Annotated in this window: 12 protein-coding genes; 7 read left to right on the forward strand and 5 right to left on the reverse strand. The window is 34.1% G+C overall.

Annotated features, from left to right (window positions below):
- The first annotated feature begins 145 nt into the window (after positions 1-145).
- Complete coding sequence (locus AC3E9W_RS09380) at positions 146-925, forward strand: NYN domain-containing protein (protein WP_306156613.1); 780 nt, start codon at positions 146-148, stop codon at positions 923-925.
- A 35-nt stretch (positions 926-960) separates the two neighbouring features.
- Entirely contained in the window at positions 961-2,475 is a 1,515-nt protein-coding gene (locus AC3E9W_RS09385) for an FMN-binding glutamate synthase family protein (RefSeq protein WP_488768150.1), read from the forward strand.
- Positions 2,476-2,514: 39 nt separating this feature from the next.
- Here the strand turns inward: AC3E9W_RS09385 and AC3E9W_RS09390 are convergent, their stop codons facing one another.
- The 3 genes from AC3E9W_RS09390 to AC3E9W_RS09400 all read right to left on the reverse strand — a co-directional run bounded on the left by AC3E9W_RS09390 (position 2,515) and on the right by AC3E9W_RS09400 (position 4,804).
- Entirely contained in the window at positions 2,515-2,946 is a 432-nt protein-coding gene (locus AC3E9W_RS09390; RefSeq protein ID WP_488768151.1) for a hypothetical protein, read from the reverse strand.
- Between the two features lie 265 nt (positions 2,947-3,211).
- A complete protein-coding gene (locus AC3E9W_RS09395; RefSeq protein ID WP_488768152.1) occupies positions 3,212-3,619 on the reverse strand; it encodes a hypothetical protein in 408 nt (135 codons plus the stop codon).
- 6 nt (positions 3,620-3,625) lie between these two features.
- Entirely contained in the window at positions 3,626-4,804 is a 1,179-nt protein-coding gene (locus tag AC3E9W_RS09400) for a glycoside hydrolase family 88 protein (RefSeq protein WP_488768153.1), read from the reverse strand.
- 565 nt (positions 4,805-5,369) lie between these two features.
- Here AC3E9W_RS09400 and AC3E9W_RS09405 point away from each other — a divergent pair.
- A complete protein-coding gene (locus tag AC3E9W_RS09405) occupies positions 5,370-5,750 on the forward strand; it encodes a ribosomal maturation YjgA family protein (protein WP_488768154.1) in 381 nt (126 codons plus the stop codon).
- On the opposite strand, the gene AC3E9W_RS09410 is transcribed toward AC3E9W_RS09405, so the two are convergent.
- The gene (locus AC3E9W_RS09410; RefSeq protein ID WP_488768155.1) at positions 5,731-7,509 is read right to left on the reverse strand and encodes an ABC transporter ATP-binding protein; all 1,779 of its coding nucleotides are present in this window, start codon (positions 7,507-7,509) and stop codon (positions 5,731-5,733) included. The two genes, AC3E9W_RS09405 and AC3E9W_RS09410, sit on opposite strands and share 20 nt — an antisense overlap.
- 77 nt (positions 7,510-7,586) lie before the next feature.
- Here AC3E9W_RS09410 and AC3E9W_RS09415 point away from each other — a divergent pair, with 77 nt between their 5' ends.
- From AC3E9W_RS09415 to AC3E9W_RS09425, 3 genes are all read left to right on the forward strand, one after another.
- Positions 7,587-8,165: a non-canonical purine NTP diphosphatase gene (locus AC3E9W_RS09415; protein ID WP_488768156.1), complete on the forward strand. Its 579-nt coding sequence runs from the start codon at positions 7,587-7,589 to the stop codon at positions 8,163-8,165.
- A 203-nt stretch (positions 8,166-8,368) separates the two neighbouring features.
- Positions 8,369-10,288: a DEAD/DEAH box helicase gene (locus tag AC3E9W_RS09420; protein ID WP_306156628.1), complete on the forward strand. Its 1,920-nt coding sequence runs from the start codon at positions 8,369-8,371 to the stop codon at positions 10,286-10,288.
- Positions 10,289-10,493: 205 nt separating this feature from the next.
- Positions 10,494-11,276, forward strand: coding sequence for a carboxypeptidase-like regulatory domain-containing protein (locus AC3E9W_RS09425; protein ID WP_306156629.1), 783 nt, complete (start codon positions 10,494-10,496; stop codon positions 11,274-11,276).
- A gap of 160 nt (positions 11,277-11,436) precedes the next feature.
- On the opposite strand, the gene AC3E9W_RS09430 is transcribed toward AC3E9W_RS09425, so the two are convergent.
- Positions 11,437-12,897, reverse strand: coding sequence for an aminoacyl-histidine dipeptidase (locus AC3E9W_RS09430; RefSeq protein WP_488768157.1), 1,461 nt, complete (start codon positions 12,895-12,897; stop codon positions 11,437-11,439).
- A 187-nt stretch (positions 12,898-13,084) separates the two neighbouring features.
- Between AC3E9W_RS09430 and AC3E9W_RS09435 the strand changes: the two genes are divergently transcribed.
- Positions 13,085-14,146, forward strand: coding sequence for a DUF3810 domain-containing protein (locus AC3E9W_RS09435; RefSeq protein WP_488768158.1), 1,062 nt, complete (start codon positions 13,085-13,087; stop codon positions 14,144-14,146).
- Positions 14,147-14,191: the final 45 nt, after the last annotated feature.

Genomic DNA, 14,191 nt, shown 5'->3' on the forward strand with positions numbered 1-14,191 from the left:
TATCTTTAATTAATTTTATAACTACTGAATATTATTTATAATGAAACTAATTAGTGCTAATTGAAAAACTTATTCGGCATTGGATTCTTATAAAAACCAATTTTAATTTTAACTTTGAGAGTATTTAATTTTAAATATTAAAATAATGCCTTTAAGCAATTCAAAAGATTTAAAACTGGCAGTTCTTATTGATGCAGACAATGTGCCTTACAGTAATGTAAAAGGTATGATGGAAGAAATTGCAAAATTAGGAACGCCAACCACAAAAAGGATTTATGCCGACTGGACAAAACCTAATGCAAATGGCTGGAAAGGCGTTTTATTAGAACATGCTATTACTCCTATTCAGCAATACAGTTATACAGTTGGAAAAAATTCGTCAGATTCTGCTTTGATTATTGATGCCATGGACTTGCTTTATTCTGGCAAATTAGACGGTTTCTGCATTGTTTCTAGTGATAGCGATTTTACAAGACTTGCCATAAGACTTCGCGAATCGGGTATGAAAGTGATTGGTATTGGAGAAAAGAAAACACCAAACTCGTTTATTGTTGCCTGCGACCGATTTATTTATATTGAAGTATTAGACGGCGCCACTCAAAAGAAAAAGCCAAAAGCAGTCGCTGCTGATACTAAAAAACCTGTAGAAAAACCTTCGGACAAGGCACTTCACAAAATAGATAAACAGACTATAGAACTGATAGAAGACACCATTACCGACATTGAAGACGACGATGGCTGGGCATTTTTAGGAGATGTCGGGAATTTGATTGTGAAGAAAAAACCTGAATTTGATCCTCGAAATTATGGTTATTCTAAACTGACTCCGATGCTTAAATCATTGACCGATATTTTAGAAATCGACGAAAGAGAATCGGACAAAAAAGGAATCAAACACGTTTATGTGCGTTTAAGATTCAACTAAGATTACATTTATTACCTATTTAATTTTTTAAAAACATGAGAAAAAAATTCTTTATTTACGGATTCTTATTGTTTCTAATTGTTGCTGCAATTTACTACTATACTGGACGCGGTTATTTACTCGTTTTTATTATTCCTCTTTTATTGATTGTTGGAGTTTACAATGCTTCGCAAAAGAAACATGCTATTTTACGAAACTTTCCGGTTTTGGGCTATTTCAGGTATTTGTTTGAAATGATTGCGCCTGAAATCCAACAGTATTTTATTGAAAGATCTACAGACGGAAAGCCTTTTTCTAGAAATCAGCGTTCTTTAGTATACCAAAGAGCCAAAAATATTGATTCGAATACTCCTTTTGGAACACAATTAAACTTAAACACAGAAAATTACGAAGGAATAAAGCATTCTATTTTTCCGGCAAAAGTAAATGAGGAACTTCCTCGCGTTTTAGTTGGCGGAAAAGATTGTAAACAGCCTTACTCTGCTTCGTTATTTAATGTTTCGGCTATGAGTTTTGGTTCGTTAAGCGAACATGCCGTTCGTGCCATTAACCTTGGTGCAAAAAAAGGAAATTTCTACCAGAATACTGGAGAGGGAGGATTAACCGATTATCATTTAGAAGGAGGCGGAGATATTACTTGGCAGATCGGAACGGGATATTTTGGATGCCGTGATGCAGAAGGAAATTTTAGTCCCGAAAATTTCTCTGCAAAAGCCAATCTTCCGAATGTAAAGATGATCGAAATTAAACTTTCGCAAGGTGCAAAACCGGGTCACGGAGGTGTATTACCGGCGGCAAAAAACACCGAACAGATTGCCAAAATTAGAGGCGTGCAGCCGCATACTACAATTCTTTCGCCTCCCGGTCATCATGCTTTTTCTGATGCGAAAGGATTGATTCATTTCGTTAAACAATTACGCGATTTATCTAACGGAAAACCAATCGGATTTAAATTGTGTATTGGAAATACTGCCGAATTTGAAGCGATCTGCCAAGAGATGATCAACGAAGATATTTATCCAGACTTTATAACGGTTGACGGCGCAGAAGGTGGAACTGGAGCAGCTCCGCTAGAATTTGCAGATGGTGTTGGAATGCCTTTTGAACCTGCATTAATTTTCGTTAATAAAACTTTAGTCCGTTTAGGGATTCGTGAAAAAATGCGCATTATCGGAAGCGGGAAAATTATTTCTGGCTATTCTATTTTACATGCAATTGCATTGGGAGCCGATATGTGCAACAGTGCGAGAGGATTTATGTTTTCTTTAGGCTGTATTCAAGCGCTTCGCTGCCATAATAACGAATGTCCAACTGGAGTGGCAACGCAAAATAAAATGCTGATGAAAGGTTTGGTCGTAACAGATAAGTCTGAACGAGTTTTTCACTTTCATAAAAATACACTTCATGCTGCAAATGAACTTTTGGCTGCGGCAGGGAAAAGCAGTTTTGCAGACGTAGACATTAGTATTTTCATGCGAGGTGACGAATTTGCCAATTTATCTGATCAATATTTCCCAGATAATTTGAAAAACGTTACGCAGTTCTCATAAATTAAAAAAACCTCTTCAGATGAAGAGGTTTTTTTAAAACTATAATTTTGCCGTTTCTTTATTTGGGCTCGCGGCTCCTTCCAAAACTGCCAATTCTTCCTGATCTACCAATTCTTGTGCTAAAATAGCATTATTGTAGGCCAAGAAATAAACATCAAACTTTACTCCTTCTGCAATTAGCGAAGAAGAGATCTGATCGTTTTTAACCATTTCTTTTAACAGAGCTGGAAAAGATTCTTTGTAGGCTAATTTGTTTGCATCATTTTCTTCTAAATTGGTTTCAATCCTAATTTCGATTTTATTTTCATTTAGAAAAGCTTTTGCCGTTGTGCTCGTAATACCGCTTCCTTTTATAGAAGAAGAATTGTTATAATTACTTACATGTTCTTGGATTTTCTGCTTGGTATTTTTACAGCTAACTAAAAACAATGCAAAAGCAGCAGCAAATGCGATTTGGGTAATTTTTTTCATAATTTTTTGGTTTAATAGTTATTTTTTAACTCAAACATAACTAATTCACAACATAAAAACAACACCCAGTAACAAAAAACACTTGTATAATTATTTGAATACAAACTCATTATGTACTTAAAAAAGAAAAAATTGTAAGAATAAAAACGTTTGTTTTAGATTTTACTTTTAGTTCAAATACAAAAAAGTCTCTTTAAATAAAGTTTAAAGAGACTTTTAATATGTAAGAATTAAAACGGTTTATTTTACTGTAAAACTTACCTCATTATTTCAAAAAATCTTTCAGAGATTCGCCAGTTAGCACTTCTTTGTCTAGAACTGTATTATCATCTGCTAGAAAATAAACATCAAACTGAACTCCTTCTTCAATCAATTGTCTTGGAACTTGATCTTTATCAATCATTCCTTTGATCAATTTCGGAAAAGAAATAACTGCAGCCGATTTATTTGCTTCATTTTGCTCTAAATCGGTTTCAAAACGCAATTCGATCTTATCATCGTTAATATAACCTCTTGCTGTAGTAAGGGTTACATTATCTGCTCTAAAACTTGGAGCTATCGTTTTGTTATACGTAACAACATACTCTTGCAGTTTTTGTTTAGTGTTTTTACAGCTTACAAGCATTAAAACTGTGATTACCGCAAATGCAATTGGGCTTATTTTCTTTAGCATAATCTTTTATTTTAGTTTCTGAAGTCTTAAAAGTGCTTCAAGATAGTAATAATCTGCGTAATTTATAGAACAATCGATCTCACTTCCTGCAGGTTTATGACCCGTTGAATGCAATAAAAATGCTGAATTAACATCATGACTTTGATAATGATCTGAAAGCGAAACAATCATCTTTTTAGCTTTTGCTAAATATTCTTTTTTTAAATTTTTGTCTTTTGTGTACGAACTTAATTCTAAAAGTGCAGAAGAAACAATTGCCGCAGCAGAAGCATCTCTTGGTTCGTTTGGAATATTTGGCGCATTAAAATCCCAATAAGGAATTAAATCTTCTGTTGTTAATTTATCCAAATAAACACGAGCTAATTTATGAGTAAAATCTAAAAATTTAGGATCTTTTGTTTCTCTGTAAGTCATTGTAAAACCATAAATAGCCCACGCCTGCCCTCGCGCCCACATACTGTCATCACTATAACCTTGTGCGGTTCTGCCTTTTATCTTTTTACCCGTTTCGAAATCATAAATAATTACGTGATAAGAAGTATTATCTGGTCTGAAATGATTTGCCATTGTGGTTTCGGCGTGTTTTACAGCAATATCATATAGTTTTTTGCTTCCTCCGTTTTTTGAAGCCCAAAACAAAAGCTCCAAATTCATCATATTATCAATAATGGTATTGTGACCGCCCATTTTATTGTGAGGCCAAGACTGGATTGTTTCCACTTTCGGATTAAAAAGTGTTGCCAATGTATCAGCAGTTTTTAAAATGATCTCTTTGTATTCTGGATTTTTTGTCAAACGATACCCGTTTCCAAAACTATTAAAAACCTGAAAACCTAAATCGTGATCTCCCGCTTTAGAAACAGACAATGGCGTTAGAAAACGGCTAAATTTATCGGCTTCCTTTTCCCATTTTTTATCTTTGGTTGCTTCGTACAAAAACCACAATTCTCCAGGCCAGAATCCGCTTGTCCAATCTTTGTAGCCAACAAATTTCCATTCTTTGCTTCCGTTTGGAACTGTTCTCGGAGAAGTTCCGTCATTCGGAATTACTTTTAAGGTTTTTGATGCTTGTTCTGCGCAATAATCCAATTGCTTTTTAATATTAAACGAATTGTCTTTTTGAGAATAGCCTTGATTTAAGAAAAGAAACAAAGCTGCAATCAGGGTAAAAATTTTTGCCTTCATGTGGTTATTTTGATAGTGAGTTAATTGAACCGATAAATTTATGAAATAAAGTAATGTAGATGGGTGTTTGTATTTTTTGTACCGCAAAAATGTACTATTAAAGGTGTTTTGAGAATATATAGGACGAGTTTTACCGCAAAGAAACGCAAAGATATTCTGTAGAGACGCACAGCAGTGCGTCTACGCAAAGATTTGCAAATAGATTGCCATTTGTCAGGCTGAGCGGAGTCGAAGCCCCGCAAAGATTGTCGATTCTCTTTGTCGAGTTTCTAGCATGTCCTTCGACTCCGCTCAGGAAGACTTAAAACGAGGAAATTATTCTATAACATTTAGTGTCAGCAAAGCTTTGAAAAAATAAAAACACAAATAGAAATACGTTATGAGTACTAGTAAGGCTTCGACTCCGCTCAGCCAGACAAAAAAACTCAGACTAAAAAACAGGATAGACTTAAAAAACTTCTCCTACTAAAATATTTTCTCTTTGTCAAAGTTTGGAACTTTGACAAAGTGGACACATCAAAACTGTCTAAAAGAATTGTAGATTTGTTTCTATAAAATAATCAAATTGAACAAACCAAGAATCTATTATCTTATAATTTTCCTGAGCGTCATTATTTTGGGAATACTTTCGAGAAAAATCTCATTTGTCCCTCTCTGGATTGGCGATTTTCTTTATGCCGTTATGATTTACTTTCTGATTAGAATCATTTTCCCTCTAAAAAGCTTTTTCTTTTTAGCAGCAATTTCACTTTTTATTTGTTATTGCATTGAGTTTTTACAGCTTTATCAAGGAGAATGGATGATTGAACTTAGAAAAACACTTTTTGGTAGATATGTTCTAGGACAAGGATTTTTATGGTCGGATATTCTAGCGTATACCTTCGGAATTGCATTTGCTTTTTCAGTAGATAAATTTGTTTTTAGTTTCAATCGAAAGTTTGCGTAATTTTCTCGATGTTTAAACTATTGGCCATTGCCATAAATATTTGATAGTAGACTCCTTTATTATCATACAATTGATCATGTGTTCCTTTTTCTACACATCTTCCTTTTTCTAGCACCACAATATTTGAAGCGTCAATAATCTGCGAAATGCTGTGCGAAATAATAATTACGGTTCTGTCTTTCTTTATAGCATCCAAAGATTTTTTAATCTGCTCTGTTGCAATAGCGTCTAAACTGGCGGTTGGTTCGTCCAGAAATATTATGGGGGGATTTTTTAGAAACAATCTTGCAATCGCAATACGCTGCTGCTGTCCGCCAGAAAGCAAATGCGCATCAGAATTGTAGCCTTTTGGCAATTGAATAACTTGTTCGTGAATATAGGCTTGTTTTGCTGCTTCTATGACTTCGTCATGCGTGGCTTCTGGATTTCCGTAGAGAATATTTTCTGCGATTGTACCTTTAAAAATATGGTTTTTCTGTAGAACCAAGCCAATATTTTTTCGAAGAAAATCGGTGTTGTAATCTTTCAGATCTCTTCCATCCAAAAGTATTTGTCCCGAAGAAGGCAAATAAAATTTATCCAATAAATTAATAATCGTACTTTTTCCAGCTCCACTTAATCCGACTAATGCCGTAGTTTCGTTTGGTTTCACCGTAAAATTAACATCATAAAGTGCCTGAGTGCCGTTTGGATATTTAAAATCTACATTTTTAACTTCAATTAATCCGATAATTTTCTCTGGAATAAAATCTCCCGTAGTTTCAATTTCATTATCCGCTTCCAAAATATCAAAGAAACCTTCAGAATAAATCAAAGCATCGTTTACTTCATCGTAAATTCGATGCAATTGACGAATTGGCGACGAAACATTATTAAACAACATAATATGAAACATGATCGCTCCAATTGTCATTTGATTATTCAAAACAAAATAAGCTGTCAGAATAATAATGATTACCACTCCAATCTGTTCAACAAAACTTTTTATGCTCTCAAAAATAAAACTCGTTTTTCTCGTTTCAAGCTGATTTTCGGTCATTTCAAATTGAATTTTCTGATGACGATCGGCTTCAGCAGGCTCACGAACAAACGATTTTATAACCGTTATCGATTCGATTAAACTGATGATTCCGTTGTTTTTTGTTTCGCGATAATTACGCATTCTTCTTCTAAAACCGCTCAATTTCGTTGCCTGTAACTGACTAATGTAAAAGTAAATAGGAATAATGCATAAACTCACCAAGCCAACATACACATTAGCATAAAACATAATAACCAAAGCCACAAATGCATTTGCAAAAAGAGGGAGAATATCTATAAAAAAGTTTTGAACCAATCGTGTCAAACTACTAATTCCGGCATCTATTCTAGTCTGCAGTTTACCGCTTTCATTTTCATCTGAGGTATAAAATTCCATTCTGTAGCTTAGAATTTTTTCGACGATCGTTTGAGAAATATCACGAGTGATAAAAATGCGGAGTTTTTCTCCGTAGAATTTTTGTCCAAACTGAACTACCGAATTGACCAGTTCTTTAGTTAACAAAACAATGCTAATTATTCCGAGTAAATGAAATCCTTTTGATAATGGTTCATGAGCAACCATTAAATTATTGATGGTATCTACAGTATATTTTAAGATGACAGCATTTACCTGAGCTGCAAACGATCCTAAAAAAGTTAGCAGTAAAGTTGCGATTACCATTTTTCTGTACGGCTTTACAAAAGGCAAGATTTTTTTATAAAGTACTGATAATTGCATTTATTTGAATTTTAGCTAACATATCAAATATAAGAATTCTAAATTTGTGTTGAAAATCATTTAAATACTTTAATTCTATGAAACTCGTTTTCGCTTCAAACAACAAAAATAAAATCGCAGAAATTCAAAGTATGCTTCCTGAAAGCATTAAAATATTAAGCTTAGAAGATATTAACTGTTTGGAAGACATTCCAGAAACTGCTGATACTATTGAAGGAAACGCCATTTTGAAAGCCGATTATGTAACTCAAAAATATGGCTACGATTGTTTTGCAGATGATACGGGATTAGAAGTAAACGCTTTAAATGGAGAACCTGGAGTATATTCTGCCCGATATGCAGGCGAGCAAAAAAATGCAGATGATAATATGAACAAGCTTTTGGAGGCTTTAAAAAATGAAGAAAATCGCAGCGCCCAGTTCAAGACCGTTATCACTCTAAACTTAAAAGGGCAGCAATATTTGTTTACCGGAATTGCAAAAGGAAATATTACACAGGAAAAAACGGGAACAAACGGTTTTGGTTATGATCCTATTTTTAAACCTGAAAATTTTACTGAAACCTTTGCAGAACTGCCTTTGGAAACCAAAAACACTATAGGTCATCGCGGAAAAGCTGTTAAGCAACTAATTGATTTTCTGAGCACCACAAAATAATTGTTTAAAATACAACATTTTAGACGCTAAATTTTACATTTTACGACGTGTTTTTTAGCGTATTTCTTCATTGTATCTGAAAAATAATTTTAATAAAACTGTAACTTTTTGATAATCAATTCTTAACAAATGCATAATTATTAAAACTGCATTAGTTTATCTGAATAATTAACAGTAATTTTGCACCCTATTTTAAAACACATATGAATAAATTTGAACAATTAGGATTGAATGAATCGTTACTGAAGGCGATTTTAGATCTAGGATTTGAAAATCCGTCAGAGGTACAGGAAAAGGCGATTCCCCTATTATTGGAAAAAGACACGGATATGGTTGCGTTGGCTCAAACAGGGACAGGGAAAACGGCAGCTTTCGGTTTTCCGCTAATCCAAAAAATTGATGCTGACAACAGAAATACACAAGCATTAGTTTTATCGCCAACTCGCGAGTTATGTTTACAGATTACTAACGAACTTAAAAACTACTCAAAATACGAAAAAGGTATTAATGTGGTAGCAGTTTACGGAGGAGCTAGTATAACAGAGCAAGCAAGAGAAATAAAGAGAGGTGCACAAATTATTGTGGCAACTCCAGGAAGAATGCAAGACATGATTAACAGAGGTTTGGTAAACATTAAAAACATAGATTACTGTGTTCTTGATGAGGCAGACGAAATGTTAAACATGGGATTCTACGAAGACATTGTATCTATTTTATCAGATACTCCAGATGAAAAAAGCACATGGTTGTTCTCTGCAACTATGCCGCAAGAGGTTGCCAGAATTGCAAAACAATTCATGAGCGAACCAGTAGAAATTACTGTAGGAACTAAAAATTCTGGTTCTTCTACAGTATCTCACGAATTTTACTTAGTAAATGCTCGTGATCGTTACGAAGCTTTAAAGCGTTTAGCTGATGCTAATCCAGACATTTTTTCTGTAGTTTTCTGTCGTACAAAAAGAGACACGCAAGCTATTGCAGAAAAGTTAATTGAAGATGGATATAGCGCCGCTGCGTTACACGGAGATTTATCTCAAGCGCAACGTGATGGTGTAATGAAATCTTTCCGTGGAAGACAAATCCAAATGCTTGTTGCAACCGACGTTGCTGCACGTGGAATTGACGTTGATAACGTAACTCACGTTGTGAACTATCAATTGCCTGACGAAATTGAAACGTACAACCACCGTTCTGGACGTACTGGTAGAGCTGGAAAATTAGGTACTTCTATTGTAATTGTTACAAAAAGTGAATTACGTAAAATTTCTTCTATTGAAAGAATCATCAAACAGAAATTTGAAGAAAAAACTATTCCATCTGGAATTGAAATCTGCGAAATTCAGTTATTGCACTTAGCAAACAAAATTAAAGATACTGAGGTTGATCACGAAATTGACAACTACTTACCAGCAATCAACAATGTTTTGGAAGATTTATCTAAAGAAGAGTTGATTAAGAAAATGGTTTCAGTAGAGTTTAACCGTTTTATTGCTTATTACAAAAAGAACAGAGATATTTCTACTCAATCTTCAGACAGACGTGAAAGAGGAGATTCTGAACCAAGAGAATTTAGCAACAACGGAGCAGTTCGTTATTTCGTAAATATCGGTTCAAGAGACAACTTCGACTGGATGTCTTTAAAAGATTACCTGAAAGAAACATTAGATTTAGGTCGTGATGACATCTTTAAAGTTGATGTAAAAGAAGGTTTCTCTTTCTTTAACACAGATCCACAATTTACAGACAAAGTAATGGACGTTTTAAACAATGTTCAATTAGAAGGTCGTCGTATTAATGTTGAGATTTCTAAAAATGATGGTGGCGGAAGACGTGACCACAACAACCGTGGCGGAAGAAGAGATTCTGGATCTAGAAGAGACGGAAACTTTGCTCCAAGACGTGAAGGTGGATTTAGAAGTGATAGAAATTCTTCAAGAGACGGAGGTTCACGTGATGGTGGCTCAAGAGATGGAGGATTTAGAAGCGACAGAAACTCATCTTCAAGAAGAGAAGGCGGTTTCAGAAGTTCTGCTCCAAGAACAGAAGGTGGCTCAGACAGAGCTCCAAGACGTTCAGACAACTTCGGTGATAGCTCAAGACCAAGAAGATCAAGAAGAGATTAATAATTCAATTTCTTAAATACAAAATCCCAAATTCCAGACATACTTGGAATTTGGGATTTTTTTTACTAGAATTTCATTGTCTTTAAATGAGTTTTGCAATTCAAAAAAGCAATACTGCTGCCTTTGTTAATTTTCTTATAATTAAATTCCAAGACTATGAGATATTTAATCCCGATTTACTACTTTTAGAGCTTTAAATCAGGATATGAAATATTTCGCAGTTTTCTTTTTTACACTTCTCGCCAACCTTGGTTTTGCGCAAGATACGCAAGATACACAGCCAACAGTTCCACAAAGAGTATCAGGTTATGTTATTAATGACGACAGCAAGCAACCGCTTTCTGGGGTAAACATCATTAACACCAATAAAGTACGTGGTGCAAAATCTGACGAAAAAGGATATTTCGAAATTGATGTTCAAGTCAACGATACACTACATTTTTCTATTCTAGGATTTCAATCGTTAAGAATCAGAGTTACAAATGACTGGATAAAAAATAAAGTGACTAGAATTCAACTTACCGAAAAAGCAATTGCTTTGGAAGAAGTTGTTATTGCTCCTTTTTCTTTGACAGGCTATCTTGAAATCGATTCTAAATTAATTCCAACAAAAGAAAACTATCGTTATAGCATATCTGGACTTACTCAAGGTTACGAGGCTGGAGAATACGCACCAAATGCTTTCGGAAAAGTCCTCGGATCTATTTTTAATCCCGCCGACGTACTCTATGGTTTTTTTGGTAAAAATGCCAGAGAACTCAAGAAACTAAAGGAAATGAAAAAAGACGATACGGTACGAACGCTTTTAGAATCGAAATACGACCGAGAAACAGTAGCCGTATTATTAGGCATCAGCAAAGATGAAATCCCCGAAATCATGCATCGCTGCAACTATTCTGATTCTTTCATTCAAAGTGCAAATGATCTCCAGATTATGGATGCAATCAGCGCTTGTTACGAACAATATAAAGTCTTAAAGAGAAATTAGTAATCAGTGTTCAGTGTTTTTTTAGTGTTCAGTGTTTTACTGTTCTTTTAAAAACAAACTCTTATAAAACAAAAAAAGTGGCCAATGGCCACTTTTTTTATACTTTAATCACTAATCACTTTTTTAGACTGAACACTAAAAAAACTGAACACTGAACACTCTATTTAACTGGTATATTAGAAAGAATTTCTAAAACGAATTTCCAATATTTTTGAGCAGAAGAAATACTTGCTCTTTCATCTGGAGAATGTGCGCCGTGAATAGTTGGTCCAAAAGAAATCATATCCATATCAGGATAATTTGTTCCTAAAATTCCACATTCTAAACCTGCGTGACAAGCCACAACTTTTGGTTGTTCTCCATTTTGTTTTTCGTAAATATCTTTTAAAACTTCTAAGATTTCAGAGTTCACGTTTGGAGTCCATCCTGGATAAGAACCTGAAAGCTCTACTTCGCAACCAACCAATTCAAAAGCAGAACGCAATGAATTAGCCAAATCAAATTTTGAAGATTCAACAGAAGAACGTGTTAAGCAGCCTACTAAGATTTCTCCATCTTTAATCACTACGCGAGCAATATTGTTTGACGTTTCAACCAAATCAGCCATATCTGCACTCATTTTATACACTCCGTTCTGAGCAGCATAAATCGCTCTGATAATCCCTTCCTGAACTCCTAAATCCATTACTTTTTCAGGCAAATCGCCTTTCACGATTTCAATAGACAAATTAGGCTCAGTTGTTTTGTATTCTGCTTTGATATCAGAAATAATTTCCTGCATATCATACACATACGCTTCATCAAACATTTGAGAAATAATTACTTTCGCAACGCTTTCTCTCGGAATTGCATTTCTAAGACTTCCTCCATTTACTTCAACGATTTGCAAACCAAAATTCTCAAATGCATCAAATAATAAACGATTCATTATTTTATTGGCATTTCCTAAACCTTTATGAATATCCATTCCTGAATGTCCGCCATTTAAGCCTTTAACTGTAATAGTATAGCCAACAGAACCTTCTGGAACTTCTTCTTCATGATAGGTTCTAGTTGCTGTTACATCAATTCCGCCAGCACATCCAATATCAATTTCATCATCTTCTTCTGTATCCAAGTTCAATAAAATCTGGCCTTGAAGAATACCGCCTTTTAGGTTTAAAGCACCTGTCATTCCCGTTTCTTCGTCAATCGTAAACAAAGCTTCAATTGCAGGATGCGGAATATCTTTACTTTCTAGAATAGCCATAATTGTCGCTACTCCTAATCCATTATCAGCACCTAGTGTTGTGCCACGCGCGCGAACCCAGTCACCATCAACATACATATCGATTCCTTGCGTATCGAAATCAAAAATAGTATCAGCATTTTTTTGATGCACCATATCCAAATGCCCTTGCATTACGATCGGTTTACGATTTTCCATTCCTGGAGTCGCTGGTTTTCTTATAATTACGTTTCTGATTTCATCTTCGAAAGTTTCTAGACCTAAGCTGTTTCCAAAGTTTTTCATAAACTCAATTACACGCTCTTCTTTCTTCGATGGACGCGGAACTTCATTTAAATCTGCGAATTTGTTCCAAAGTGCTTTTGGTTCCAGATTTCTAATTTCTTGACTCATTATATTTTGTTTGATGTTTAACAATTAAGAGCCTCAAAGTTACAAAGTTTAACGCTTTTTTGCCACGAATTTCACAAATTAGCACAAATTATAATGGTTCCAAAGTTTATCTAATTAATCAATTAGTGAAAATTCGTGCAATTCGTGGCTAACTTCTTTTTATATTTACGAATCCAAAAAAATTACTGTGAAATCAAAATACGTTTTACCTTTATTTCTTCTTGTCCAAATCATTTTTTATAAAATCCTTCCCTACTTTCCCGATTTTGTTGAAGGCTTTTACAGCAAGAATTTATTCATTAGAATTTCTCATTTTTCAAGAATGCTTTTAGGTAAAATTCCTTTTTCTGTCGGCGACATCATTTATGGCCTTTTACTTATTTCTATTATCAGCTGGTTTTGGAAAATTAGAAAAACCTGGAAAACAGATTGGAAAGATCACCTTTTAACCATCTTAGGCAAAATCTCTGTTTTTTACTTTTTCTTCCATCTGCTATGGGCTTTTAATTATTATCGCGAACCTCTCTTCCAAAAAATGGAAATTAAAAGAGAATATACCGATGCCGATCTATTAGCTTTTACTAAAAGATTGATTGCAAAAACAAATGAAGTTCAATTTCAAATCACAAAAAACGATAGTGCTAAAGTTGTTTTTCCGTATTCGCAGAAAGAATCATTTAAGATGATTTTAAATGGTTATGATAATTTAGCAAAAGAACATCCCTATTTTAAATACAAAACTTTAAGCGTAAAAAAATCACTATTCAGCGTTCCATTAACTTATATGGGATTTGGCGGTTATTTAAATCCGTTTACAAACGAAGCTCAGATCAATTATTTATTACCAATGTACAATTTTCCTCTAACCACATCTCACGAAATGGCACATCAGATTGGTTTTGCAAGCGAAAGTGAATGCAATTTTATTGGAGTTTTGGCTTCTGTTAAAAACGAAAATCTTTATTATCAATATTCAGGATACAGCTTTACCTTAAGTTATTGTTTAGGAATTTGGAAATATAAAAATGAAAAGATATTTAACCAGTTGAAGAAAACTGTTCACGTTGGAATTTTAAAAAACTATCAAGAAAGCCAAGATTTCTGGAAAAAATACGACACGTTTATAGACGAAGGTTTTCACTTTCTTTGGGATAATTTTTTAAAAACGAACAACCAAAAAGATGGAATCGAAAGTTATAGTAAGTTCATAGATTTAACGATTAATTATTATCGAGATAAAAATTTCTAGTTTTTTCGCCACAGATTAAAGGATTAGAAAGGATTTATAAAACAT

The organism is Flavobacterium sp. 38 (genome assembly GCF_057799715.1).